Consider the following 24971-nt stretch of genomic DNA (forward strand, 5'->3'; position numbering starts at 1 on the left):
CCGACCTCTTCCCGGCTGAAGCCGGTCCTACAACCCTCCAGTCAGACACAAATCCCGTGGGAGCGAGCTTGCTCGCGATGACTGACTACCTGTCACCGCATCTCCTGCAGATGTACCACCGCTTCGTAAGCAAACTCACTCCCACACCAATGTGGCCGCACTATCCGGCATAGCAAAAGCCCTATTTCCTCGCCACGTAACCGATCCATTTCCAGCCTGTTATGTAGTGCGCATTCCGGCACTACATAATCCCCTCAATCCGTGACCGGCCAGTCCTGCAGCTGACTTGCGCGATCCGGACCTGGAAGCCCGAATCTGACTGGCGAGTCGTTTTCGTCAAAAAATGTAGTACGACTAAAAAAGCACTACAAAGTGTTTGACGAGGCAGGAATGCCGAGGCATGATGACCTCGCTCCCACTGACAGGAGGCTTTGCAGAAAGCCTCACGATCGTGCTCAAACTCAACAAGATTGAGCCGGTTTGTATCACTTTCGCCCAAAAGGCGGCGTCATCGCTTCACCACCGTGACCGCGAAAAGAATTCAGGCAATCCACATGCTTTCCTGCCCAGTGAGCAGCCATAAGTGCGCCTTGAATAAACGCAAGGCCTTCGGCGGAGCAAGGCGCTTCACCTCAAGACCCACAAGACCAAGCGACGAGGTTTACCCCCATGGCACTGACACGCGAACAACAAATTGCAGCCATCGAGAAAGACTGGGCCGAGAATCCACGCTGGAAAGGCGTAACCCGCACCTACTCCGCTGCTGACGTCGTCCGCCTGCGTGGCTCGATCCAGCCTGAACATACACTGGCGAAAATGGGCGCTGAAAAGCTCTGGAATCTGGTGACTCAAGGCGCCAAGCCGTCCTTCCGTCCCGACAAAGACTTCGTCAACTGCATGGGCGCCCTGACCGGCGGTCAAGCGGTGCAACAGGTCAAGGCCGGGATTCAGGCGATCTATCTGTCGGGCTGGCAGGTTGCCGCCGACAACAACTCTGCGGAGTCGATGTATCCCGATCAGTCGCTGTACCCGGTGGATTCGGTTCCGACCGTGGTCAAGCGCATCAACAACTCCTTCCGTCGCGCCGACCAGATCCAGTGGAAAGCCGGCAAGAACCCAGGTGACGAAGGGTATATCGACTACTTCGCCCCAATCGTGGCTGACGCCGAAGCCGGCTTTGGCGGTGTGCTGAACGCGTACGAGCTGATGAAGAGCATGATCGAAGCGGGCGCTGCCGGCGTGCATTTCGAAGACCAGCTGGCCTCGGTGAAGAAATGCGGCCACATGGGCGGCAAGGTGCTGGTCCCGACCCAGGAAGCCGTGCAGAAGCTGGTCGCTGCACGACTTGCCGCCGACGTTGCAGGGGTTCCGACGATCATCCTGGCGCGGACCGACGCCAACGCCGCCGACTTGCTGACGTCCGACTGCGATCCGTATGACAAACCGTTTGTGACCGGCACCCGAACGCCCGAAGGCTTCTATAAAGTGCGCGCGGGTCTGGATCAGGCCATCGCCCGTGGCCTGGCATACGCGCCTTATGCAGACCTGATCTGGTGTGAAACCGCCAAACCGGATCTGGACGAAGCCCGCCGCTTCGCCGAAGCGATCAAAAAGGAATACCCGGACCAGCTGCTGTCCTACAACTGCTCACCTTCCTTCAACTGGAAGAAGAACCTGGACGACGCGACCATCGCCAAATTCCAGCGCGAGCTGTCGGCGATGGGCTACAAGCATCAGTTCATCACGCTGGCAGGCATCCATAACATGTGGCACAGCATGTTCAACCTGGCGCACGACTACGCTCGCAACGACATGACGGCCTACGTGAAGCTTCAGGAGCAGGAGTTCGCCGATGCGGCCAAGGGCTATACGTTTGTGGCGCACCAGCAGGAAGTGGGCACCGGCTACTTCGACGACATGACCACCGTGATCCAGGGCGGTCAGTCCTCGGTGACCGCGTTGACCGGTTCGACGGAAGAAGAGCAGTTCCACTAAGCACTGCACGCAACGCAGAAAGCCGCCTTCGGGCGGCTTTCTGTTTGGGATGGGAAACGCAATGGCCTACTTAATCAGTCAACCATTACCTGATAGACACACCGAATCAACGCGCGCAAGTTAATTAACCCCGCCCACATATATTCCGCTATTCAACGGGCTGCATTAACGCCAACTTCGTCACATCCCAGTGACCGACGCATAATCCACCTCAAATGATATTAATTATCATTTAACAGGCAAAACTTTCATTACCGTATGTGTGAAACATAATTAACAAAACGGCCCCTAATGCCCGTCCCATCAGGCCCCGCGCACCAAAACCATGACATATCTCATTAATCCTACGAATAAATTTGATGCAGAAAATTTACTTGCCCACCTTTTGCACATAAAATCCCGGAATTGATCGCACTGCGACATATCGTCACTGCTTCTACTTCTTTTCAAGCTCAGAGACCTTTGCTCTCTGTTAAGGACTGCCAGCATGCCCGAATCGACAGGTTTGATTGCCCACAACTGGGGCTTCGCCATTTTCCTTTTGGGCGTCATCGGCCTCTGTGCCTTCATGCTCGGCCTCTCCAGCCTGCTGGGTTCCAAAGCCTGGGGCCGCAGCAAGAACGAGCCGTTCGAATCCGGCATGCTGCCTACAGGCGGCGCCCGCCTGCGGCTCTCCGCAAAATTCTATCTGGTCGCGATGCTGTTCGTGATTTTCGATATCGAAGCCCTCTTTCTGTACGCCTGGTCTGTGTCCGTCCGCGAAAGTGGCTGGACCGGCTTCGCCGAAGCTCTCGTTTTCATAGCAATTCTGTTGGCAGGTCTTGTCTACCTATGGCGGGTAGGGGCGCTCGATTGGGCTCCCGTTGGTCGTCGTAACCGGCAGGCGAAGCTAAAACAATGAGGCTTTGGCAATGCAATACAATCTCACCAGGATCGACCCGGATGCTCCTAACGAGCAGTACCCCATCGGCGAACGGGAAACCGTTTCCGATCCGTTAGAAGATCAAGTCCACAAAAACATCTTCATGGGCAAGCTCGAGGACGTGCTGAGCGGTGCCGTCAACTGGGGTCGCAAAAACTCCCTTTGGCCGTACAACTTCGGTCTGTCCTGCTGCTACGTGGAAATGACCACCGCCTTCACGGCGCCCCACGACATCGCGCGCTTCGGCGCCGAAGTGATCCGGGCATCGCCGCGTCAGGCGGATTTCATGGTTATTGCCGGTACCTGCTTCATCAAGATGGCGCCGATCATCCAGCGTCTCTACGAGCAAATGCTCGAGCCTAAATGGGTCATTTCCATGGGTTCGTGCGCCAACTCCGGTGGCATGTACGACATCTATTCTGTTGTGCAGGGCGTGGACAAGTTCCTGCCTGTGGATGTCTATGTGCCCGGCTGTCCGCCCCGTCCAGAGGCATTTCTGCAAGGCCTGATGCTGCTGCAGGAATCCATTGGCCAGGAGCGTCGCCCTCTTTCCTGGGTCGTCGGCGACCAAGGCGTGTATCGCGCCGAGATGCCGTCGCAGAAGGAACAGCGCCGCGAACAGCGTATTCAGGTCACAAACCTGCGCAGCCCCGACGAAGTCTGATCCAGGTTTTCTTTTACAAAAAGAAGCCTGAACCTGGGTTCATTCTGTACGTTGACCGATAGCGATCGAGACCTATGACTGCAGACACCGCTCTGTACATCCCGCCTTACAAGGCTGACGACCAAGATGTCGTCGTTGAACTACACAACCGTTTTGGCGCCGAGGCATTCACCGCCCAGCCCACCGTCACTGGCATGCCGGTGCTGTGGGTGGCGCGCGCAAGACTGTTCGAAATCCTGACGTTCCTGCGCAATGTGCCAAAGCCCTACTCGATGCTGTACGACCTGCACGGCGTTGACGAACGCCTGCGTACCAAACGCCGTGGCTTGCCGGACGCCGACTTCACCGTGTTCTACCACCTGCTGTCGGTGGAACGTAACAGTGACGTGATGATCAAGGTCGCGCTGTCCGAGGGCGACCTCAGCGTGCCGACCGTCACCAGCATCTGGCCGAACGCCAACTGGTACGAGCGTGAAGTGTGGGACATGTTCGGGATCGATTTCCCGGGTCACCCGCACCTGAGCCGCATCATGATGCCGCCGACCTGGGAAGGTCACCCGCTGCGCAAGGACTACCCTGCCCGCGCCACCGAATTCGACCCGTACAGCCTGACGCTGGCCAAGCAGCAACTGGAAGAAGAAGCCGCGCGTTTCCGTCCGGAAGACTGGGGCATGAAGCGTTCCGGTACCAACGAGGACTACATGTTCCTCAACCTGGGCCCGAACCACCCATCGGCCCACGGTGCGTTCCGCATCGTGCTGCAACTGGACGGTGAAGAGATCGTCGATTGCGTTCCGGACATCGGCTACCACCACCGTGGTGCCGAGAAGATGGCCGAGCGCCAGTCCTGGCACAGCTTCATTCCGTACACCGACCGTATCGATTACCTCGGCGGGGTGATGAACAACCTGCCGTACGTGCTTTCGGTCGAGAAGCTGGCCGGCATCAAGGTGCCCGAGAAGGTCGACGTCATCCGCATCATGATGGCCGAGTTCTTCCGCATCACCAGCCATCTGCTTTTCCTGGGGACCTACATTCAGGACGTGGGCGCGATGACGCCGGTGTTCTTCACCTTCACCGACCGGCAGAAAGCCTACACGGTGATCGAAGCGATTACCGGTTTCCGCCTGCACCCGGCCTGGTACCGCATCGGTGGGGTCGCACACGACCTGCCCCGCGGCTGGGACAAACTGGTCAAGGACTTCGTCGAATGGCTGCCCAAGCGCCTGGACGAATACACCAAGGCTGCGCTGCAGAACAGCATCCTCAAAGGTCGCACCGTCGGCGTCGCCGCCTACAACACCAAAGAAGCGCTGGAATGGGGCGTCACCGGTGCCGGCCTGCGCTCGACCGGCTGCGACTTCGACCTGCGCAAGGCACGCCCTTACTCCGGTTACGAGAACTTCGAATTCGAGGTGCCGCTGGCGCACAACGGTGATGCCTATGATCGCTGCATGGTCCGCGTCGAAGAGATGCGCCAGAGCATCAGGATCATCGACCAGTGCCTGCGCAACATGCCGGAAGGCCCGTACAAGGCGGATCACCCGCTGACCACGCCGCCGCCCAAAGAGCGCACGCTGCAGCACATCGAAACCTTGATCACGCACTTCCTGCAGGTTTCGTGGGGTCCGGTCATGCCGGCCAACGAATCCTTCCAGATGATCGAAGCGACCAAGGGCATCAACAGTTATTACCTGACGAGCGACGGCGGCACCATGAGCTACCGTACCCGGATTCGCACCCCAAGCTACCCGCACCTGCAGCAGATCCCTTCGGTGATCAAAGGCAGCATGGTCGCGGACTTGATCGCGTACCTGGGTAGTATCGACTTCGTTATGGCCGACGTGGACCGCTAAGCATGAACAGCACGCTTATCCAGACAGACCGTTTCGCCCTGAGCGAATCCGAGCGCTCGGCCATCGAGCACGAAATGCATCACTACGAGGACCCGCGCGCGGCGTCCATCGAAGCCCTGAAGATCGTTCAGAAAGAACGCGGCTGGGTGCCGGACGGCGCCATCTATGCGATCGGCGAAGTGCTGGGCATCCCGGCCAGTGACGTTGAAGGCGTGGCCACGTTCTATAGCCAGATCTTCCGTCAACCGGTTGGCCGTCACATCATCCGTGTCTGCAACAGCATGGTCTGTTTCATCGCCGGTCACGAAGACATCGTCGGCGAAATCCAGAGCAAGCTGGGCATCGGCCTGGGCCAGACCACTGCCGACGGCCGTTTCACGCTGCTGCCGGCCTGCTGCCTGGGCAACTGTGACAAGGCACCGGCGGTCATGATCGACGACGATACTTTCGGCAATCTGCAGCCGGCGGGCGTTGCCCAGCTGCTGGAGGGTTACGTATGACCATCACTTCCTTCGGCCCGGCCAACCTGATTACCCGTACGCCGGAAACTCACCCGCTGACCTGGCGTCTGCGCGACGACGGCGAGCCGGTGTGGTTCGACGAGTACGTGGCCAAAGACGGCTATGCCGCTGCCCGCAAAGCGTTCGCCCAGCAATCGCCTGACGAAATCGTTCAGTCGGTCAAGGATTCCGGCCTCAAGGGCCGTGGCGGCGCAGGCTTTCCCACGGGTGTGAAGTGGGGCCTGATGCCCAAAGACGAATCCCTGAACATCCGCTACCTGCTGTGCAACGCGGACGAGATGGAACCGAACACCTGGAAAGACCGCATGCTGATGGAGCAACTGCCCCATCTGCTGGTGGAAGGCATGCTCATCAGCGCCCGCGCGCTGAAGGCCTACCGCGGCTACATCTTCCTGCGTGGCGAGTACGTCACCGCCGCCAAACATCTGAATCGCGCCGTGGCCGAAGCCAAGGCCGCGGGTCTGTTGGGCAAGAACATCCTGGGCACCGGCTTCGACTTCGAGCTGGTCGTCCACACCGGCGCCGGGCGTTACATCTGCGGTGAAGAGACCGCACTGATCAACTCCCTGGAAGGCCGCCGCGCCAACCCACGCTCCAAGCCGCCCTTCCCTGCCGCCGTCGGCGTGTGGGGCAAGCCGACCTGCGTGAACAACGTCGAAACCCTGTGCAACGTCCCGGCCATCGTCAACAACGGCAACGACTGGTACAAGTCGCTCGCCCGCGAAGGCAGCGAAGACCATGGCACCAAGCTGATGGGCTTCTCCGGCAAGGTGAAGAACCCGGGCATCTGGGAGCTGCCATTCGGCCTGCCCGCGCGCGAGCTGTTCGAAGACTACGCAGGCGGCATGCGCGACGGCTACAAGCTCAAATGCTGGCAGCCAGGCGGCGCCGGTACCGGTTTCCTTCTGCCTGAACACCTCGATTGCCAGTTCTATGCTGGCGGCGTGGCCAAGGTCGGCACCCGGATGGGTACAGGCCTTGCGATGGCGGTGGACGACAAGGTCAACATGGTTTCGCTGCTGCGCAACATGGAAGAGTTCTTCGCTCAGGAGTCGTGCGGTTTCTGCACGCCTTGCCGCGACGGTCTGCCATGGAGCGTGAAAATGCTGCGCGCCCTCGAAAAAGGCCAGGGTCAACCGGGCGATATCGAGACGCTGCTGGGGCTGGTCAACTTCCTAGGCCCAGGCAAGACGTTCTGCGCTCACGCACCGGGCGCCGTGGAACCTCTGGGCAGCGCGATCAAATACTTCCGTCCGGAATTTGAAGCAGGCATCGCACCTGCACGGGCTGGCGACCTCAATCAGGTCAAGAGCCCGACGATCGCGGGCGCATAAAAAGACAGACCGGTCAGTGGCCCGCAAGGCCCCTGACCTTCGCTCCGATTGCGCCCACCGGGCTGACTGAATCGGAGCAGCACCGAGATTCCATTAGCCACGCCCGCTGACACCGGGCCAACGAAGAACTTTGAACCATGGCTACTATCCACGTAGACGGCAAAGCGCTCGAAGTCGATGGCGCAGACAACCTGTTACAGGCCTGTCTGTCGCTGGGGCTCGACATCCCTTATTTCTGCTGGCATCCAGCCCTTGGCAGCGTTGGCGCCTGTCGCCAGTGCGCGGTCAAGCAGTACACCGACGAGAACGACACCCGTGGTCGTATCGTCATGTCCTGCATGACGCCTGCCACTGACAACACCTGGATTTCCATCGACGACGAAGAATCCAAGGCGTTCCGCGCCAGCGTCGTCGAATGGCTGATGACCAACCACCCTCACGACTGCCCGGTCTGCGAGGAAGGCGGTCACTGCCATCTGCAGGACATGACCGTGATGACCGGCCACAACGAGCGCCGGTATCGCTTCACCAAGCGCACCCACCAGAATCAGGAGCTGGGGCCGTTCATCGCGCATGAGATGAACCGCTGCATCGCCTGCTATCGCTGTGTGCGCTTCTATAAAGACTACGCCGGTGGCACCGACCTCGGCGTCTTCGGCGCCCACGACAACGTGTACTTCGGTCGCGTCGAAGACGGCACGCTGGAAAGCGAGTTCTCCGGCAACCTCACCGAGGTCTGCCCGACCGGTGTATTCACCGACAAGACGCACTCCGAGCGTTACAACCGTAAGTGGGACATGCAGTTCTCGCCGAGCATCTGCCACGGCTGCTCCAGCGGCTGCAACATCAGCCCGGGCGAACGCTATGGCGAAATCCGCCGTATCGAGAACCGCTACAACGGTTCGGTGAACCAGTATTTCCTCTGTGACCGCGGCCGGTTCGGCTACGGCTACGTCAATCGCAAGGACCGTCCGCGTCAGCCGCTGCTGGCCGAAGGCAACGTCAAACTGAGCCTGGACGCTGCGCTGGACAAGGCCGCCGACATGCTGCGCGGTCGCAACATCGTCGGCATCGGGTCGCCTCGCGCCAGCCTCGAAAGCAACTTCGCCCTGCGCGAACTGGTCGGTGCCGAGCATTTCTACTCGGGCATCGAAGCCGGTGAGCTTGCGCGTCTGCGCCTGATCGCCCAGGTCCTGAAGGACAGCCCGCTGCCCATCCCGACCCTGCGCGAAGTCGAAGAGCACGATGCCGTGTTCATCCTTGGCGAAGACGTGACTCAGACGGCAGCGCGCATGGCCCTCGGCCTGCGTCAGCTGGTGAAGAACAAGGCCGAAGACATGGCCGCCGCGATGAAAGTCCAGCCATGGCTCGACGCTGCGGTGAAAAACATCGGTCAGCACGAGATGAACCCGCTGTTCATCGCCAGTCTGGCTGAAACCCGTCTGGACGACATCGCCGAGGAATGCGTGCATGCCGCCCCTGACGACCTGGCGCGCATCGGTTTTGCCGTGGCGCATGCTATCGACCCGAGCGCACCGGCGGTCGTGGGTCTGGACAGCGAAGCGCTGGAACTCGCTCAGCGCATCGCCACTGCCCTGCTCGAAGCCAAGCGTCCGCTGATCGTCTCCGGAGCCTCGCTGGGTTCAGACGCGCTGATCGAAGCGGCCGCGAACATCGCCAAGGCCCTGAAGCTGCGCGACAAGAACGGCTCTCTCAGCCTGGTCGTGCCGGAAGCCAACAGCATGGGCCTGACCCTGTTCGGTGGCGATTCGGTCGATGACGCGCTGCAAGCGGTGATCTCGGGCAAGGCCGACGCCATCGTCGTGCTGGAGAACGATCTGTTCACCCGCGTCGATGCCGCGACGGTCGAGGCTGCATTGAAGGCCGCGAAAGTGGTGATCGTTGCCGACCACCAGAAGACCGCAACCACTGATCGCGCGCACCTCGTGCTGCCGGCCGCCAGCTTCGCGGAAGGCGACGGCACGCTGGTCAGCCAGGAAGGCCGCGCTCAGCGTTTCTTCCAGGTCTACGATCCGACTTACCTGGACGCCAGCATCCAGATCCATGAAGGCTGGCGCTGGTTGCATGCCCTGCGCGCAACCCTGCTGAACAAGCCGGTCGACTGGACCCAACTGGATCACGTCACCGAAGCCTGTGCTGCGAGCAACGCGCAACTGGCCGGCATCGTCGGTGCCGCACCGTCCGCTGCGTTCCGCATCAAAGGTCTGAAACTGGCCCGCGAACCGCTGCGCTACAGCGGCCGTACCGCCATGCGCGCCAATATCAGCGTGCATGAACCGCGCACCTCGCAGGACAAGGACACCGCGTTCTCGTTCTCGATGGAAGGTTACTCGGGCTCCGCCGAACCTCGCTCGCAAGTACCATTCGCCTGGTCGCCGGGCTGGAACTCGCCACAGGCCTGGAACAAGTTCCAGGACGAAGTCGGTGGTCATCTGCGTGCGGGCGATCCGGGCGTGCGCCTGATCGAAAGCAGCGGCGACAACCTGAGCTGGTTCGCCAGCGTGCCGCGTGCATTCTCCCCTGCTCAAGGGACCTGGCAGGTCGTGCCGTTCTACCACCTGTTCGGCAGCGACGAGAACTCGTCCAAAGCCGCGCCGGTTCAGGAACGTATTCCGGCTGCCTACGTCGCACTGGCCAAGTCCGAAGCGGACCGCCTGGGCGTCAACGACGGTGCCATGCTCAGCCTCAACGTTGCCGGACAGACCCTGCGTCTGCCACTGCGCATCAATGAAGAACTGGGCGCCGGTCTGGTGGCGCTGCCATCGGGTCTGGCGGGCATTCCTCCGGCACTGGCCGGGAAAACCGTTGAAGGTCTGCAGGAGGCAGCACAATGACCACATGGTTTACCCCTGAGGTGATCGACTCGATCATCGCCGTCATCAAGGCCATCGTGGTGCTGCTGGCCGTGGTGGTCTGCGGCGCCCTGCTCAGCTTCGTCGAGCGTCGCCTGCTGGGCTGGTGGCAGGACCGTTACGGTCCCAACCGCGTCGGTCCGTTCGGTATGTTCCAGATTGCCGCCGACATGCTGAAGATGTTCTTCAAGGAAGACTGGAACCCTCCCTTCGTCGACAAGATGATCTTCACCCTGGCGCCAGTCGTGGCCATGAGCGCGCTGCTGATCTCGTTCTCGATCATCCCGGTCACCCAGACCTGGGTCGTCGCGGACCTGAACATCGGCCTGCTGTTCTTCTTCGCCATGGCCGGTCTTTCGGTCTACGCCGTGCTGTTCGCCGGCTGGTCGTCGAACAACAAGTACGCGCTGCTCGGCAGCTTGCGGGCCTCGGCGCAGACCGTCTCGTACGAAGTGTTCCTGGGCCTGTCCCTGATGGGCATCATCGTTCAGGTCGGCTCGTTCAACATGGGCGACATCGTTCAGTACCAGGCCGATCATCTGTGGTTCATCATTCCGCAGTTCTTCGGCTTCTGTACCTTCTTCATCGCTGGCGTCGCCGTGACTCACCGTCACCCGTTCGACCAGCCGGAAGCGGAACAGGAACTGGCCGACGGTTACCACATTGAATACGCCGGCATGAAGTGGGGCATGTTCTTCGTCGGTGAGTACATCGGCATCATCCTGATCTCGGCGCTGCTGGTGACCCTGTTCTTCGGTGGCTGGCACGGCCCGTTCAACATCCTGCCGCAACTGTCGTTCATGTGGTTCGTCCTGAAAACCGCGTTCTTCATCATGCTGTTCATCCTGCTGCGCGCTTCCATTCCGCGTCCGCGTTATGACCAGGTGATGGATTTCAGCTGGAAGTTCTGCCTGCCACTGACCCTGATCAATTTGCTAGTGACCGCTGCGGTCGTCTTGGCGGCTCAGTGAGGATTTGACCCATGTTCAAATATATCGGCGACATCGTTAAGGGTACGGGTACCCAGCTGCGCAGCCTGATCATGGTCTTCGGCCATGGCTTCCGTAAGCGCGACACCCTGCAATATCCGGAAGAAGCGGTCTACCTGCCGCCTCGCTACCGCGGCCGCATCGTCCTGACCCGCGACCCCGACGGCGAAGAGCGCTGCGTGGCCTGCAACCTGTGCGCCGTGGCCTGCCCGGTCGGCTGCATCTCGCTGCAGAAAGCGGAGACCGAAGACGGCCGCTGGTACCCGGACTTCTTCCGCATCAACTTCTCGCGTTGCATCTTCTGCGGTCTCTGTGAAGAAGCCTGCCCGACCACCGCGATCCAGCTCACGCCGGATTTCGAAATGGCCGAGTTCAAACGTCAGGATCTGGTGTACGAGAAAGAAGATCTGCTGATCTCCGGCCCCGGCAAGAACCCTGACTACAACTTCTACCGCGTTGCGGGGATGGCGATCGCTGGCAAGCCCAAAGGCTCTGCCCAGAACGAAGCTGAGCCCATCAACGTCAAGAGCTTGCTGCCTTAAGGAAGAAAGATGGAATTCGCTTTCTATTTCGCATCCGGCATCGCTGTTGTGGCCACCCTGCGGGTGATCACCAACACGAACCCGGTGCACGCCCTGCTCTACCTGATCATTTCGCTGATTGCCGTGGCCATGACCTTTTTCAGCCTCGGCGCGCCGTTCGCCGGTGCGCTTGAAGTGATCGCCTACGCCGGCGCCATCATGGTGCTGTTCGTGTTCGTGGTGATGATGCTGAACCTGGGCCCGGCCTCGGTTCAGCAAGAACGCGCCTGGCTTAAACCCGGTATCTGGCTGGGCCCGATCCTGCTGGGCGGCCTGCTGCTGGCAGAGCTGCTGTATGTGCTGTTCGCCAACTCCACCGGTGCCGGTATCGGTCACACCACCGTGGACGCCAAGGCGGTCGGCATCAGCCTGTTCGGTCCTTACCTGCTGGTTGTCGAACTCGCCTCGATGCTGCTGCTCGCCGCAGCGGTGACGGCGTTCCATGTCGGCCGCAACGAGGCGAAGGAGTAATCCCATGCATGCACAAATTCCTCTGGAACACGGGCTGGCGGTAGCCGGCATCCTGTTCTGCCTCGGCCTGGCGGGCCTGTTGGTACGCCGCAACATTCTGTTCGTGTTGATGAGCCTGGAAGTGATGATGAACGCGTCCGCGCTGGCTTTCGTCGTGGCGGGCAGCCGCTGGGCGCAGCCTGACGGGCAGATCATGTTCATTCTGGTGATCAGCCTTGCCGCAGCCGAGGCCAGTATCGGCCTGGCGATCCTGCTGCAACTGTATCGCCGCTTCCACACTCTCGATATCGACGCTGCCAGCGAGATGCGCGGATGAACCTACTCTTTCTGACTTTCGTATTCCCCCTGATCGGTTTCCTGCTGCTGTCGTTCTCTCGCGGCAAATGGTCGGAAAACCTCTCGGCCCTGGTAGGCGTCGGCTCCATTGGTCTGTCGGCCATCGTCGCCGCCTACGTGATCTTCCAGTTCAACGTCGCACCGCCTGAAGGCGGCCACCTGACGATGGTGCTGTGGCAATGGATGTCGGTGGACGGCTTCGACCCCAACTTCGCGCTGTATGTGGATGGCCTGTCCATCACCATGCTGGGCGTCGTGGTCGGCGTGGGCTTCCTGATCCACTTGTTCGCGTCCTGGTACATGCGCGGTGAAGACGGCTACTCGCGCTTCTTCGCCTACACCAACCTGTTCATTGCCAGCATGTTGTTCCTGATCCTGGGCGACAACCTGCTGTTCATCTACTTCGGTTGGGAAGGCGTGGGCCTGTGCTCGTACCTGTTGATCGGTTTCTATTACAGCAACCGCAACAACGGCAACGCGGCACTGAAAGCCTTCATCGTCACCCGCATCGGCGACGTGTTCATGGCCATCGGCCTGTTCATCCTGTTCCAGCAACTGGGCACGCTGAACATTCAGGAGCTGCTGGTCCGTGCACCGCAGCACTTCAAGGTCGGCGATTTCTGGATCGTGCTGGCGACCCTGATGCTGCTGGGCGGCGCTGTTGGTAAATCCGCGCAACTGCCGCTGCAGACCTGGCTGGCGGATGCGATGGCCGGTCCTACCCCGGTTTCCGCACTGATCCACGCGGCAACCATGGTGACCGCCGGTGTCTACCTGATCGCCCGTACCCACGGCCTGTTCGCCCTGGCGCCGGACATCCTGCACCTGGTCGGCATCGTCGGCGGTGTGACCCTGGTGCTGGCCGGTTTCGCAGCACTGGTTCAGACCGACATCAAACGTATCCTCGCCTACTCGACCATGAGCCAGATTGGCTACATGTTCCTGGCGCTGGGTGTGGGCGCCTGGGAAGGCGCGATCTTCCACCTGATGACGCACGCGTTCTTCAAGGCCCTGTTGTTCCTTGCTTCGGGTGCGGTCATCGTTGCCTGCCACCACGAGCAGAACATCTTCAAGATGGGCGGCCTGTGGAAAAAACTGCCACTGGCCTACGCCAGCTTCATCGTCGGCGGCGCGGCTCTGGCGGCCTTGCCTCTGGTCACTGCGGGCTTCTACTCCAAAGATGAAATTCTCTGGGAAGCCTTCGCCAGCGGCCATCAGTATCTGCTGTACGCAGGTCTGGTCGGTGCCTTCATGACCTCGCTGTACACCTTCCGCCTGATCTTCATCGCCTTCCACGGCGAAGCGAAGACCGAAGCTCACGCCGGCCACGGGATCTCCCACTGGTTGCCGCTGAGCGTGCTGATCGTGCTGTCGACTTTCATCGGCGCCTGGATTCATCCGCCACTGGCCGGCGTACTGCCGGAAAGCGCGGGGCATGCGGGCGGCGAAGCCAAGCACAGCCTGGAAATCGCCTCGGGCGCCATCGCCCTGGCCGGGATCCTGCTGGCAGCGCTGCTGTTCCTCGGCAAGCGTCGTCTGGTCACTGCCATCGCCAACAGCGGACCGGGTCGTTTCCTGTCTGCCTGGTGGTTTGCGGCATGGGGCTTCGACTGGGTTTACGACGTGCTGTTCGTCAAACCGTACCTGGCTATCAGCCGCATTCTGCGTGGCGATCCGCTCGACCACACAATCGGCCTGATCCCGCGTCTGGTCAAAGCCGGAAACGGCTTGATGAGCCGTACTGAAACCGGTCAGCTCCGCTGGTACGCCGCTTCGATCGCTGCAGGTGCCGTACTGGTACTCGGCGCGATCGTGCTGGTCTGATGAGTCGATCTGACATGAACCTTGCGACTTTGCGAAAGGAATTGAGCCCGTCATGATTCTGCCTTGGCTAATCCTGATCCCCTTTATCGGCGGCCTGCTGTGCTGGCAAGGTGAGCGCTTCGGCCCTACCCTGCCGCGCTGGATTGCGCTGGTTACGATGTCCCTCCTGACTGCATTGGGTCTGTGGCTGTGGAGCACCGGTGCGTATAGCTACGCACCGGCTCCCGGCGTCGATCCGACCTGGGCGGTCGAATTCAAGGCCCAGTGGATCCAGCGCTTCGGCATCAGCGTGCATCTGGCGCTCGACGGTCTGTCGCTGCTGATGATCCTGCTGACCGGCCTGCTGGGTATCCTCTCGGTACTCTGCTCGTGGAAAGAGATCCAGCGTAACGTCGGCTTCTTCCACCTGAACCTGATGTGGATCCTGGGCGGCGTGGTTGGCGTGTTCCTGGCCATCGACCTGTTCATGTTCTTCTTCTTCTGGGAAATGATGCTGGTGCCGATGTACTTCCTCATCGCGCTCTGGGGTCACAGTTCGGCAGACGGCAAGAAGACCCGCATCTACGCCGCGACCAAGTTCTTCATCTTCACTCAGGCCAGCGGTCTGATCATGCTGGTGGCGATCCTGGGTCTGGTGCTGGTGAACTTCAACCAGACCGGCGTGATCACGTTCAGCTACGCCGACCTGCTTAAAACCAAGCTGTCCAACGGCACCGAATACATCCTGATGCTGGGCTTCTTCATCGCATTCGCGGTGAAGCTGCCGATCGTGCCGTTGCACTCCTGGCTGCCTGACGCTCACGCCCAGGCGCCGACCGCAGGTTCGGTGGATCTGGCGGGTATTCTGCTCAAGACCGCTGCGTATGGTCTGCTGCGTTTCGCCCTGCCGCTGTTCCCGAACGCGTCGGCGGAATTCGCCCCGATCGCGATGATCCTGGGCCTGATCGGGATCTTCTACGGCGCCTTCCTGGCCTTCGCCCAGACCGACATCAAGCGTCTGATCGCGTTCTCCAGCGTCTCGCACATGGGCTTCGTGCTGATCGGTATCTACTCCGGCAGCCAGCAGGCGCTGCAAGGCGTCGTGGTTCAGATGCTGGCACACGGTCTGTCCGCTGCGGCGCTGTTCATCCTCAGCGGCCAGCTGTACGAGCGTCTGCACACCCGTGACATGCGTGAGATGGGCGGCTTGTGGAACAAGATCGCTTATCTGCCAGCCATCAGCCTGTTCTTTGCGGCCGCTTCTCTGGGTCTGCCGGGCACCGGCAACTTCGTCGGCGAGTTCCTGATCCTGATCGGCAGCTTCGTCAGTGCGCCATGGATCACGGCGATTGCCACCTCCGGTCTGGTGTTCGGTTCGGTCTACTCGCTGATCATGATCCACCGCGCCTACTTCGGTCCTGCCAAGACCGATGCGGTCTACAAAGGCATGGACGGACGGGAAATGATCATGGTGCTGGGCCTGGCCGTGTTGCTGGTTCTGCTGGGTATTTACCCGCAGCCGATCCTGGACACTTCCTCGGCGACCATGCATGGCGTGCAGCAATGGCTCGGCACCGCCTTCACTCAACTCGCTTCGGCCCGGTAAGAGCGCTATGGACCTGACGATTCAACACTTTATTGCGCTGGCGCCGCTGCTGATCACCAGCCTCACCGTTGTCGTGGTGATGCTCGGTATCGCATGGCGTCGCAACCACTCGCAATCGTTCCTGCTGACCGTGGCAGGACTCAACCTGGCCTTACTGTCGATCTACCCGGCCCTCAAAGTCGCGCCGCTGGTGGTCACTCCCCTGCTGCAGATCGACAGCTTTGCCCTTCTGTACATCGGCATCATCCTTGTCTCGACGCTGGCGTGTGTCACCCTGGCGCACGCCTACCTGGGTGAAGGCAAGGCCGGCTATCCGGGCAACCGCGAAGAGCTTTATCTGCTGATCCTGATGGCAGCCGCTGGCGGCATGGTGCTGGTCGCCGCGCAACACCTGGCGAGCCTGTTCATCGGCCTGGAGCTGCTGTCGGTGCCGGTCTACGGCCTGGTGGCTTACGCGTTCTTCAACAAGCGCTCGCTGGAAGCCGGTATCAAGTACATGGTGCTGTCGGCGGCGGGATCGGCGTTTCTGTTGTTCGGCATGGCGCTGTTGTACGCCGAAGCCGGCAGCCTGGGCTTCAGCGAAATCGGTAAGGCCATCGCGGCCACCGGCCTGCCGAGCCCGATCGCCAGCCTGGGCCTGGGCATGATGCTGATCGGCCTGGGCTTCAAGCTGTCGCTGGTGCCGTTCCACTTGTGGACGCCGGACGTGTACGAAGGTGCCCCTGCGCCAGTCGCCGCATTCCTGGCCACCGCGAGCAAAGTCGCCGTGTTCGGCGTGCTGGTCCGCCTGTTCCAGATTTCGCCCGCAGCCACCAGTGGCGTGCTCTCCGACGTGATGGCGGTCATCGCCGTGGCGTCGATCATCATCGGCAACCTGCTGGCGCTGACCCAGAGCAACCTCAAGCGACTGCTCGGTTACTCGTCCATCGCTCACTTCGGTTACCTGATGATCGCAATGGTCGCCAGCAAGGGCCTGGCGGTCGAGGCGATCAGTGTCTATCTGGTGACGTACGTGCTGACCAGCCTGGGCGCGTTCGGCGTGGTCACGCTGATGTCCTCGCCTTACAGCGGCCGCGACGCGGATGCGATGTTTGAGTACCGCGGCCTGTTCTGGCGTCGTCCGTACCTGACCGCTGTACTGACCGTGATGATGCTGTCGCTGGCCGGTATCCCGCTGACCACAGGCTTCATCGGCAAGTTCTACATCATCGCGACGGGTGTCGAAGCGCACCTGTGGTGGCTGACGGCCTCGCTGGTCATCGGCAGCGCGATCGGCGTCTTCTACTACCTGCGGGTGATGGTCACGTTGTATTTGCAGGACTCGAAGATCCAGCGCCACGATGCTCCGTTCAACTGGGCGCAGCGTGCCGGTGGTGTGATGCTGTTGGGCATCACACTGCTGGCGTTCTTCCTCGGCGTCTACCCACAGCCGCTGTTGAGCCTGGTGCAACACGCCGGACTCTGATGGTCGGCTGAGGTATAAAAAAACCCTGCGCTGGAGCAGGGTTTTTTTATGGTCAGGAATAAGTGGCTAGCCCGGCAGTCGCACCGTTTTCTTGGCCCCCACGAACAAACCCCACGTCGACATGAACAACGCCGCGACCATCGGACCGATCACGAACCCGTTCAGGCCGAACACGGCCATGCCGCCCAGCGTCGAGATGAGAATCAGGTAATCCGGCATCCGCGTGTCCTTGCCCACCAGAATCGGGCGCAGGACGTTGTCCACCAGCCCGATCACGAAAACACCGAACAGACCCAGCACCACGCCCTGCCAGACCATGCCGCTCAACAGAAAATACGCCGCGACCGGGGCCCACACGATGCCTGCGCCAACTGCCGGCAGGAGCGACAAAAATGCCATCAGCACAGCCCAGAGCAGTGCACTCGGGATGTCCAGAATCCAGAAAATCAGCCCGCCCAATGCTCCCTGAGTGATGGCCACCACGACATTGCCTTTGACCGTCGCACGCACCACGCGGGTGAATTTGAGCTGCAGACGACGCTTCTGCGGCTCAGCGAGCGGAATGGCGATGCGGATCCTGCGCGTCAGGTCCTGACCATCGCGCAGAAAAAAGAACAACAGGTAGAGCATCACGAAGAAGCTCACCACGAAGTCGAAGGTGCCCTGACCGAAGCTGAAGGCCTGAGTGGCGAGGTACTGACTGCCTTGCATGGCCGTCTTCGAGATCTTGTCCTGCAGCCCTTTGAAATCGCCCATGCCCAGACGATCGAGCCAGTGCTGCAGCGATGGCGGCAGCAGAGCCTTGAATTCCGCCAGGTACTTGGCAACGTCCAGCTGACCGTTTTCCACACTTTTGTAGAGCGCCGCGCCTTCCTGAACCATCAACATGCCGATGATGATCACCGGCAGGATCGCAATCACCAGACACACCATCAACGTGCACAATGAGGTGAGGTTGCGTTGCCAGCCGAAACGCGCCAATAGTCGCCGCTGCAGCGGCGCAAAGATGATGCCCAGCACGACGGCCCAGAACACGGCGCCGTAGAACGGCAGCAGTATCCAGATGAAGGCGATGGTCACCAGCACCAACAGCAGCATCAGGGTTTTGTTTTGTAGCGAAGTCTCGTTCATGTCTCTTCCATGTCATCGAGCCGCGCTGAGCGCACGGCCTGATTATTAGTCCGCCAATCGCCACAGGAGTGCCACCTGTAACGCTGCGCTAACAGACATGAAAGCCGCGCGATGAGGGCGGCGGACCCGATAAGCCCACCGTCTCCATCCGCTTTTTGAACCTCAGATTCGGAACTGTCCTACCAACTGGCCGAGCCGTTGATTCAGCGCGGTCAGGTTGCGCGACGTCGTGGCGCCATGGCGGGTTTCTTCCGCGACGCTTTCAACCGCCACCGCGATCTGATGCACGCTGCGGTTGATCTCCTCGGCCACCGCCGTCTGCTCTTCCGCAGCGCTGGCGATCTGTGCGTTCATCGCATTGATCGTGCCGATCAACTGACCGATCGTGTCCAGGGACGCTCCGGCCTCATTGGCCTGTGCCGACGTGCCATCTCCGGCGTCGCTTGAGCGGCGCATCGCGGCCACCGCGCCTTGCGTGCCTTGCTGCAGCCGGTCGATCATGCCCTGGATTTCCTGGGTGCTTTGCTGAGTGCGACTGGCCAGTGCACGAACCTCGTCGGCGACCACCGCGAACCCGCGCCCGGCCTCACCCGCTCGAGCGGCTTCAATGGCGGCGTTGAGGGCCAGCAGATTGGTCTGCTCGGCAATGGAACGGATAACACCCAGCACGCCGACAATCGATGACACATCGTTTTGCAGGCTGTCCAGCGAGGTGCCGCTGTGGCGGATGTCATTCACTAGCGCGTGAATCTGCTGAATGCTGCCATCGACCACCCGCTTGGCGGCCTGTCCTTGCGCATCCGTCTGCTGTGCCGCCACCGAGGCACCCTGCGCGCTTTTCGCGACTTCCTGCGCGGCGGCCGACATCTGATTGATCGCGGTCGCGACCTGATCGGTCTCGTGCCGCTGACGCTCCATCGCCTGTTCCGAGCGCTGCGCCTGATGAGTGACATCGCTGACGAGCCCGGTCAGTTGCCCGGTCATCTCGGCGATCTGCTTCACAAGCCCGTGAATCTTGTCGACAAAACGGTTGAACGAGCTCGCCAGCTCGCCCAGTTCATCCTGCGACGACACTGCCAGACGTCGCGTCAGGTCGCCCTCCCCGGCAGCAATATCGTCCAGATTGGCCTTCATCAGTCGCAACGGGCGCAAGATACTCCCCGCCATCCAGACGCCGACTACCGCGATGACGGCCAGGACCAGCAGCGTAATGCCGATGATGCTGACCAACATGCTTTGCATGCGCTCGGCAAGGTTCTTGCGAACTTCGGCGACCTTGGCGTCGATGTTGTCCAGGTTGACCGAGGAGCCGACCGCCATGTCCCATTTGGGCAGGTACTCGGAATAGCCCAGCTTGGGCACCAGATCGCTTGAGCCGGGCAACGGAGACGAATATTCCAGATAATGAGTGCCCGCTTTCGCGACCTCGACCAGACCTGCGTTGACGTAAACGCCGTTAGGATCGCGGGCATCCTTGAAGCTCTTGCCGATGCCATCGGGGCTGCTGCCCTTGAACAGGCGAACGGCTTGCGAGTCGTAGCCGAAGAAGTAGCCGTCTTTGGCGTAATTGACCTGAGAGAGCATTTTGATGACCTGCGCGCGGGCCTCCATGTCGCCCGGAGCCGACGCGTCATACAGCGGCTTGATGGTGCCCATCGCGACCGCCACGTAACTCTGCAATGTCGTCTTGGCTTCGGCGAGCAAGTGCTGTCGCGTTTCTTCAACGTCGCGCCGCGCCTGCTCGCGCAACATGAATACCGTACTGGCACTGACGATCAGCGCGAACAGCAACACGGGCAATACCGCGAGCGAAAGTAATCTGGCTTTGAGATTTAGCCGCATAGAAGTCGTGACCCTTTATTGTTGTGTGCATTACGCCGTGGGGCTCCTCTTCGGTTAACGGCCCGGCGCCACGAAAGTTGAGGTCACACAACAGCGTCGCTCAATCAGAGCGATTCAGACGGTTCAGAGCGCAAGGATTGCGGCGCATGGCGCTCAGGCAGATCGATTCGAACCAGAAGGCCGCCCAGGGAGCTGCCCGACAACTGAATCACCCCGTCCCAGGCTTCGACGATGTCTTTGACGATCCCAAGGCCCAGCCCATGGCCGTTCACCTGTTCGTCCAGACGATTGCCGCGTTCAAGCACTTCGTCACGATGGGATTCGGGAATGCCGGGGCCGTCATCATCGATCATCAGGCTGTAGCCCTGAGCGTCCCGGATGATCGTCAGCCGGACCTGGCTGTCAGCCCATTTGCAGGCGTTGTCCATCAGATTGCCCAGCAGCTCGAGGATGTCTTCACGGTCCCAGGGCAGGATCAGCTCTTGCGCGACCTGGGCGCTGAGATCAAGGTGCTCGCCATGAATCATGCGCAGCGTGGAGAACAACCCCGGTAATTCGGCGCCACAATCGAAACGCGCACCGGGCAACGCATCGCCTGACAATCTCGCGCGATTGAGTTCGCGCTCCAGACGCTGCTGAATCTGCTGCAACTGATCACGCAATGTAGCGCGCACGTGCGGTTGCTGTCCCAGCGCCTGGCCCTCGGCGAGACTCATCAAAACAGCCAGCGGGGTTTTCAGCGCATGCCCCAGGTTACCCAGCGCGTTGCGCGAGCGCTTGAGGCTGTCCTCAGTGTGAGCCAGCAGATGGTTGATCTGCGCGACGAGGGGGGCAAGTTCGAGTGGCACGGTTTCGTCAAGCTGCGAACGCTGCCCTTGCTGGAGCTGAAATAGCTGCTCGCGAGCGGTATCCAGAGGCTTCAGGGCACGCCTCACCGTCACTCGCTGAAGGATGAGAATCAGCACCAGTGCAGCGAGGCCAAGGCCTAAACCGATCTGTTTGACGAGGGCGAAGCTGGCCTGGACTGGCGTGTAGTCCTGAGCCACCGTGATGGCGATCTTCTGGCCGAATTTGCGGTATTCGGTATGCAGCAACAACAGTGACTGATGACTCTTCTGCAATTCAAGGTTGGCATGCAGCCCGGGATGTTCAGGCTGTGGCAGTTCCAGATCCCACAACGACCTTGAACGCCAGTGCCCGCCGTCAAAATCAATGCGGAAATAATGACCGGAATACGGACGTTGATACCCCGGCGAAAGGCGGTGCTCATCGAGTTGCAGGCCATCCGGACCTCGAACGACGGCGACCAGCAAAGACTCACTGTCATTGCGCAGGCCGGATTCGAGGTAGCGCTGCAGACCGATCTCGAACAGCCAAAGGCTGATCTGCGCCAGAACCAGCCCGACGATCAGCAGAACACTGATCAAGCCAAGACTCAGGCGGCGCTGGATAGACCTCACCCGCCGGCCCCGCCAAACCGATAACCCTGACCTCGCCGCGTCTCTACGACGGCTCGACCCAGCTTGCGCCGCAGGTGGTTGACGTGAACCTCGATCACGTTGGAATCACGCTCGCTCTCGCCGTCATAGAGATGCTCAGCCAGATGAGTTTTGGAAAGAATCTGCTCAGGGTGCAGCATGAAATACCGCAGCAGGCGAAACTCCGCGGACGTCAGCTGAATCTCTTGGCCTTCCCGGCTGACGCACTGCCGTCCTTCATCCAGATGCAGGCCGGCCGCTTGCAGTGTCGGTTGATTGGCCAGCCCCCTGACGCGGCGTAACAGCGCCTGAATGCGCAATTGCAGTTCTTCGGGATGAAAGGGTTTGGTCAGGTAATCATCGGCACCGGCTTTGAGCCCTTCGATACGCTCAGCCCATGACCCACGAGCCGTCAGAATCAGAACCGGAGTCGCCAACCCGTCCGCACGCCACTTCTGCAACACGTCCAGGCCCGGTATGCCCGGCAGTCCCAGATCAAGCACAATCAGGTCGTAAGGCTCGCTGGCCCCCTGATAAATCGCGTCTCGGCCGTCGGCAAGCCAGTCCACCGCATAGCCTTGGCGGTTCAACGTGCTCATCAGCTCGTCGGCCAGCGGAACATGATCCTCAACCAGTAACAAACGCATCAATCATCTTCCTTGTCTTCCAGCAAACGACAGTCGCTGGCATCGAATTTCAGCTCGCGGACCACGTGATCCGAGGTCAACAACTCGATTTCATACACCAGTACGTCATGCTTTTCTTCCAGCTCCGCTTCCAGGAGCTTTGAACCGGGATAGCGCCCCAGTGCCTGTTCGATGAATTGCTCCAGGGGCAGGATGACGCCCTGCCTGCGCAATTCCAGCGCCTCATCCTGATCCAGGTCCCGCGCCGCGCACATCATGGAGAACATGACGGCGCAGGTTGCCAGCAAACAGTGAACGGCACACGTGCCGGGGCGCTTACTGGCGATCATCAGGTGTCCTGATGATCTTTGAGGATCTGGCTGCTGACCGCATCGATCTTGACATCCCACTCGACGCCTTGCGGGTCGCGCAGCTCAACCTGGTAAACGTATTTGCCATATTCCTCTTCCAGCTCGGTCTCGGTGATGTTCGCTTTGGGGTGCTTGGCCAGCGCCGCGGCGTTGAGTTTTTCGAAAGACTGAATAGTACCTGCATCGCGCAGACGCAGCGCCTCATCGGGACCAAGATCCCGCGCCTGAGCGTAACCGGCCGCAACAGTAAGGGCAGATGCAGCGAAAATAGCAGTTAACGTTTTCATCGTGGTTCTCCGTTCTCGTAGTAATGTTTACGACCTTTACGATAAACGCACGAACTTAATTAAAACTGAATTTATCTGGCTAGGTGCCATCACCACTTGCCGCTGCCCCGGCTCTTCAGATCATTCACTTTGCGCCGTCCTCCAAGGAGCATCCATGAGCGCCATTCACATCAAAACGCCGGCGCTCACGATAAAGGCCGGCAAAAGAGCCATCGCCCGCATTCGTGATCAGGGCCTTGCTCCGCAAGACGTCGGCATCATTCCCGGCGCCGCGGGTGGCCCCAAGGCACTAGGTATTCAGGGACTGGACCTGGCGCTGTTTGGCGAATGGCTTCCCCGCGCCAAACGCGAACGCTCGCTGATCGGCGCGTCGATCGGCTCGTGGCGTTTCGCAAGCGCCTGTCTGCCTGATCCTGTCGAAGGCCTCAAGTTGCTCGGCCAGCTTTATAACGAGCAGAGCTTTGCCAAAGGCGTGACCATGGCACAGGTGAGTCAGAGCTGCGTCAAGATGCTCGATGATTTGTTGCAAGGGCGCGATGCGAACGTGCTCAGCAACCCCCACTATCGCCTGAATATCATGATCGTGAAAAGTCACGGGCTGCTTGCGCAGGATGATCGACGTGGACTGGGGTTGGGATTGTCTTCGGTCATCGCCAGCAACCTTTTGGGCCGCGACCGGCTTTCGAGGCATTTTGAGCGCCTGATCCTCCACGATGCGCGTCGTGCCCCTCCCCTGCTGGCATTGACCGACTTCCCTTCACGGTGTCTGCATCTGGAAACGTCAAACTTGCGTCAGGCGCTGTTGGCGTCGGGCTCCATTCCCATGGTCATGCAGGGCGTGATGGACATCCCGGGCGTCGGACCCGGCACCTTCCGGGACGGGGGACTTCTGGATTACCACCTCGATCTGCCGTACAGCGGCAGCGACATCGTGCTGTATCCGCACTTCACCGACAAAATCATACCGGGCTGGTTCGACAAAGCCCTGCCTTGGCGTCGAGGCGACTTGAACCGCCTGCAGGATGTATTGCTGCTAGCGCCTTCTCGTGAATACCTGTCGACCTTGCCGTTTGGAAAGCTACCTGATCGAAGCGACTTCAAGCGGTTTATGGGTAAAGACGCAGAACGCCAGCGTTATTGGCGCACCGCAATGGCAAACAGCCAGCGACTGGGGGATGAGTTTGTGGAGCTGGTGGATACCGGCCGATTGGCAGAACGGCTTCAGCCATTGGTTTAACCAGGCGGTCAGGTTCCGCCTGTCCCTTGGGAAACCATTGCTGGTAAACTCGCACTCTGCATTTATCGCTCTGGCGATCGCCACTTTTTAAGGTTCACATCGTGGAAATTTTTAAAGAATTTACGTTCGAATCCGCCCATCGCCTCCCCCACGTACCGGAAGGCCACAAGTGTGGGCGTTTGCACGGTCACTCGTTCCGTATTGCCATTTACCTTCAAGGCGAACCCGACCCTCATACCGGATGGATTCGTGATTTTTCAGAAATCAAAACCATCTTCAAGCCTCTGTACGAGCGCCTGGACCATAACTATTTGAATGACATTCCCGGTCTGGAGAACCCGACCAGTGAAGTGCTGGTGAAATGGATCTGGAATGAACTGAAGCCGCTGTTACCCGAACTGTCGGCCATCCGTATCCACGAGACATGTACAAGCGGTTGCGTGTATCGTGGAGACTGATCGGCGATGAAGTAAAAGAACCACCTTCGGGTGGTTTTTTTGTAGGTGGAATTTTTAACGGTGCCGCAGATTTTTCACGCGCAAAACAAAACCCCATCTGCTTTCGCAAATGGGGTTCTGGAATT

At 60.2% G+C, this 24971-nt stretch carries 23 protein-coding genes and 1 pseudogene; 17 read left to right on the top strand and 7 right to left on the bottom strand.

Translation table 11 applies throughout. From position 1 onward, the window contains the following. Window positions 1-400 precede the first annotated feature (400 nt). The 15 genes from QRN36_RS22295 to nuoN all read left to right on the top strand — a co-directional run bounded on the left by QRN36_RS22295 (window position 401) and on the right by nuoN (window position 17416). On the top strand, window positions 401-583 hold the full coding sequence (locus QRN36_RS22295; protein WP_285426052.1) for a hypothetical protein: 183 nt from the start codon (window positions 401-403) through the stop codon (window positions 581-583). Window positions 584-669: 86 nt separating this feature from the next. Beyond that, window positions 670-1995: an isocitrate lyase gene (gene aceA, locus QRN36_RS22300; protein ID WP_093466808.1), complete on the top strand. Its 1326-nt coding sequence runs from the start codon at window positions 670-672 to the stop codon at window positions 1993-1995. 487 nt (window positions 1996-2482) lie between these two features. Then, the gene (locus QRN36_RS22305; protein ID WP_062380742.1) at window positions 2483-2896 is read left to right on the top strand and encodes an NADH-quinone oxidoreductase subunit A; all 414 of its coding nucleotides are present in this window, start codon (window positions 2483-2485) and stop codon (window positions 2894-2896) included. Between the two features lie 10 nt (window positions 2897-2906). Next, window positions 2907-3581, top strand: a complete 675-nt coding sequence (locus QRN36_RS22310; protein WP_007929186.1) for an NADH-quinone oxidoreductase subunit B family protein — start codon at window positions 2907-2909, stop codon at window positions 3579-3581. Window positions 3582-3655: 74 nt separating this feature from the next. After that, window positions 3656-5437 carry an NADH-quinone oxidoreductase subunit C/D gene (gene nuoC / locus QRN36_RS22315; protein ID WP_285426053.1) on the top strand — a complete coding sequence of 594 codons (1782 nt, stop codon included), beginning with the start codon at window positions 3656-3658 and terminating at the stop codon, window positions 5435-5437. 2 nt (window positions 5438-5439) lie between these two features. Further along, on the top strand, window positions 5440-5937 hold the full coding sequence (nuoE, locus tag QRN36_RS22320) for an NADH-quinone oxidoreductase subunit NuoE (RefSeq protein ID WP_093466804.1): 498 nt from the start codon (window positions 5440-5442) through the stop codon (window positions 5935-5937). Beyond that, on the top strand, window positions 5934-7292 hold the full coding sequence (gene nuoF / locus QRN36_RS22325; RefSeq protein WP_285426054.1) for an NADH-quinone oxidoreductase subunit NuoF: 1359 nt from the start codon (window positions 5934-5936) through the stop codon (window positions 7290-7292). Before nuoE ends, nuoF begins: the two co-directional genes overlap by 4 nt. Before the next feature lie 137 nt (window positions 7293-7429). Then, entirely contained in the window at window positions 7430-10147 is a 2718-nt protein-coding gene (gene nuoG, locus QRN36_RS22330; RefSeq protein WP_093466800.1) for an NADH-quinone oxidoreductase subunit NuoG, read from the top strand. Next, window positions 10144-11136: an NADH-quinone oxidoreductase subunit NuoH gene (gene nuoH / locus QRN36_RS22335; protein WP_093466798.1), complete on the top strand. Its 993-nt coding sequence runs from the start codon at window positions 10144-10146 to the stop codon at window positions 11134-11136. Before nuoG ends, nuoH begins: the two co-directional genes overlap by 4 nt. A gap of 11 nt (window positions 11137-11147) precedes the next feature. Next, a complete protein-coding gene (nuoI, locus tag QRN36_RS22340) occupies window positions 11148-11696 on the top strand; it encodes an NADH-quinone oxidoreductase subunit NuoI (RefSeq protein ID WP_042559871.1) in 549 nt (182 codons plus the stop codon). A gap of 9 nt (window positions 11697-11705) precedes the next feature. Further along, entirely contained in the window at window positions 11706-12206 is a 501-nt protein-coding gene (gene nuoJ, locus QRN36_RS22345; RefSeq protein WP_062380728.1) for an NADH-quinone oxidoreductase subunit J, read from the top strand. Window positions 12207-12210: 4 nt separating this feature from the next. Further along, window positions 12211-12522, top strand: coding sequence for an NADH-quinone oxidoreductase subunit NuoK (nuoK, locus tag QRN36_RS22350; RefSeq protein ID WP_093466794.1), 312 nt, complete (start codon window positions 12211-12213; stop codon window positions 12520-12522). After that, window positions 12519-14366, top strand: coding sequence for an NADH-quinone oxidoreductase subunit L (nuoL, locus tag QRN36_RS22355; protein WP_093466792.1), 1848 nt, complete (start codon window positions 12519-12521; stop codon window positions 14364-14366). Before nuoK ends, nuoL begins: the two co-directional genes overlap by 4 nt. 52 nt (window positions 14367-14418) lie before the next feature. Continuing rightward, entirely contained in the window at window positions 14419-15951 is a 1533-nt protein-coding gene (gene nuoM, locus QRN36_RS22360; protein ID WP_285426055.1) for an NADH-quinone oxidoreductase subunit M, read from the top strand. 7 nt (window positions 15952-15958) lie between these two features. Further along, window positions 15959-17416 carry an NADH-quinone oxidoreductase subunit NuoN gene (nuoN, locus tag QRN36_RS22365; RefSeq protein ID WP_285426056.1) on the top strand — a complete coding sequence of 486 codons (1458 nt, stop codon included), beginning with the start codon at window positions 15959-15961 and terminating at the stop codon, window positions 17414-17416. 66 nt (window positions 17417-17482) lie between these two features. Here nuoN and QRN36_RS22370 read toward each other — a convergent pair whose 3' ends face one another. The 7 genes and pseudogenes from QRN36_RS22370 to QRN36_RS22395 all read right to left on the bottom strand — a co-directional run bounded on the left by QRN36_RS22370 (window position 17483) and on the right by QRN36_RS22395 (window position 23151). After that, window positions 17483-18547, bottom strand: a complete 1065-nt coding sequence (locus tag QRN36_RS22370) for an AI-2E family transporter (RefSeq protein WP_285426057.1) — start codon at window positions 18545-18547, stop codon at window positions 17483-17485. Window positions 18548-18709: 162 nt separating this feature from the next. Then, entirely contained in the window at window positions 18710-19531 is an 822-nt protein-coding gene (locus QRN36_RS27715) for a methyl-accepting chemotaxis protein (RefSeq protein ID WP_373568786.1), read from the bottom strand. Window positions 19532-19567: 36 nt separating this feature from the next. Continuing rightward, window positions 19568-20389 (bottom strand): annotated as a pseudogene (locus QRN36_RS27720) (cache domain-containing protein); the annotation flags it as partial. A gap of 104 nt (window positions 20390-20493) precedes the next feature. Beyond that, window positions 20494-21849 (bottom strand): ATP-binding protein, encoded by a 1356-nt coding sequence (locus QRN36_RS22380; protein ID WP_285426059.1) that lies wholly within the window; start codon window positions 21847-21849, stop codon window positions 20494-20496. Further along, window positions 21846-22514 (bottom strand): response regulator transcription factor, encoded by a 669-nt coding sequence (locus QRN36_RS22385; protein WP_285426060.1) that lies wholly within the window; start codon window positions 22512-22514, stop codon window positions 21846-21848. The genes QRN36_RS22380 and QRN36_RS22385 overlap by 4 nt, the downstream gene beginning before the upstream one ends. Further along, window positions 22514-22780 (bottom strand): PepSY domain-containing protein, encoded by a 267-nt coding sequence (locus tag QRN36_RS22390; protein WP_285426064.1) that lies wholly within the window; start codon window positions 22778-22780, stop codon window positions 22514-22516. Before QRN36_RS22390 ends, QRN36_RS22385 begins: the two co-directional genes overlap by 1 nt. Before the next feature lie 62 nt (window positions 22781-22842). Beyond that, a complete protein-coding gene (locus QRN36_RS22395; RefSeq protein ID WP_285426061.1) occupies window positions 22843-23151 on the bottom strand; it encodes a PepSY domain-containing protein in 309 nt (102 codons plus the stop codon). Between the two features lie 154 nt (window positions 23152-23305). On the opposite strand from QRN36_RS22395, the gene QRN36_RS22400 reads away from it, so the two are divergent. Next, window positions 23306-24388, top strand: coding sequence for a patatin-like phospholipase family protein (locus tag QRN36_RS22400; protein ID WP_285426062.1), 1083 nt, complete (start codon window positions 23306-23308; stop codon window positions 24386-24388). 101 nt (window positions 24389-24489) lie between these two features. Then, window positions 24490-24846: a 6-carboxytetrahydropterin synthase QueD gene (gene queD, locus QRN36_RS22405; protein WP_285426063.1), complete on the top strand. Its 357-nt coding sequence runs from the start codon at window positions 24490-24492 to the stop codon at window positions 24844-24846. The last annotated feature ends 125 nt before the right edge of the window (window positions 24847-24971 follow it).

The sequence above is a fragment of the Pseudomonas sp. efr-133-TYG-103a genome, assembly GCF_030209235.1.
Classification (GTDB): domain Bacteria; phylum Pseudomonadota; class Gammaproteobacteria; order Pseudomonadales; family Pseudomonadaceae; genus Aquipseudomonas.

What these genes read in the sequence shown, in the direction of transcription:
- QRN36_RS22295 (WP_285426052.1), top strand. Translation starts at nt 401, where the DNA reads ATGATGACCTCGCTCCCACTGACAGGAGGCTTTGCAGAAAGCCTCACG.
- aceA (WP_093466808.1), top strand. Translation starts at nt 670, where the DNA reads ATGGCACTGACACGCGAACAACAAATTGCAGCCATCGAGAAAGACTGG.
- QRN36_RS22305 (WP_062380742.1), top strand. Translation starts at nt 2,483, where the DNA reads ATGCCCGAATCGACAGGTTTGATTGCCCACAACTGGGGCTTCGCCATT.
- QRN36_RS22310 (WP_007929186.1), top strand. Translation starts at nt 2,907, where the DNA reads ATGCAATACAATCTCACCAGGATCGACCCGGATGCTCCTAACGAGCAG.
- nuoC (WP_285426053.1), top strand. Translation starts at nt 3,656, where the DNA reads ATGACTGCAGACACCGCTCTGTACATCCCGCCTTACAAGGCTGACGAC.
- nuoE (WP_093466804.1), top strand. Translation starts at nt 5,440, where the DNA reads ATGAACAGCACGCTTATCCAGACAGACCGTTTCGCCCTGAGCGAATCC.
- nuoF (WP_285426054.1), top strand. Translation starts at nt 5,934, where the DNA reads ATGACCATCACTTCCTTCGGCCCGGCCAACCTGATTACCCGTACGCCG.
- nuoG (WP_093466800.1), top strand. Translation starts at nt 7,430, where the DNA reads ATGGCTACTATCCACGTAGACGGCAAAGCGCTCGAAGTCGATGGCGCA.
- nuoH (WP_093466798.1), top strand. Translation starts at nt 10,144, where the DNA reads ATGACCACATGGTTTACCCCTGAGGTGATCGACTCGATCATCGCCGTC.
- nuoI (WP_042559871.1), top strand. Translation starts at nt 11,148, where the DNA reads ATGTTCAAATATATCGGCGACATCGTTAAGGGTACGGGTACCCAGCTG.
- nuoJ (WP_062380728.1), top strand. Translation starts at nt 11,706, where the DNA reads ATGGAATTCGCTTTCTATTTCGCATCCGGCATCGCTGTTGTGGCCACC.
- nuoK (WP_093466794.1), top strand. Translation starts at nt 12,211, where the DNA reads ATGCATGCACAAATTCCTCTGGAACACGGGCTGGCGGTAGCCGGCATC.
- nuoL (WP_093466792.1), top strand. Translation starts at nt 12,519, where the DNA reads ATGAACCTACTCTTTCTGACTTTCGTATTCCCCCTGATCGGTTTCCTG.
- nuoM (WP_285426055.1), top strand. Translation starts at nt 14,419, where the DNA reads ATGATTCTGCCTTGGCTAATCCTGATCCCCTTTATCGGCGGCCTGCTG.
- nuoN (WP_285426056.1), top strand. Translation starts at nt 15,959, where the DNA reads ATGGACCTGACGATTCAACACTTTATTGCGCTGGCGCCGCTGCTGATC.
- QRN36_RS22370 (WP_285426057.1), bottom strand. Translation starts at nt 18,547, where the DNA reads ATGAACGAGACTTCGCTACAAAACAAAACCCTGATGCTGCTGTTGGTG.
- QRN36_RS27715 (WP_373568786.1), bottom strand. Translation starts at nt 19,531, where the DNA reads ATGACCGGGCAACTGACCGGGCTCGTCAGCGATGTCACTCATCAGGCG.
- QRN36_RS22385 (WP_285426060.1), bottom strand. Translation starts at nt 22,514, where the DNA reads ATGCGTTTGTTACTGGTTGAGGATCATGTTCCGCTGGCCGACGAGCTG.
- QRN36_RS22390 (WP_285426064.1), bottom strand. Translation starts at nt 22,780, where the DNA reads ATGTTCTCCATGATGTGCGCGGCGCGGGACCTGGATCAGGATGAGGCG.
- QRN36_RS22395 (WP_285426061.1), bottom strand. Translation starts at nt 23,151, where the DNA reads ATGAAAACGTTAACTGCTATTTTCGCTGCATCTGCCCTTACTGTTGCG.
- QRN36_RS22400 (WP_285426062.1), top strand. Translation starts at nt 23,306, where the DNA reads ATGAGCGCCATTCACATCAAAACGCCGGCGCTCACGATAAAGGCCGGC.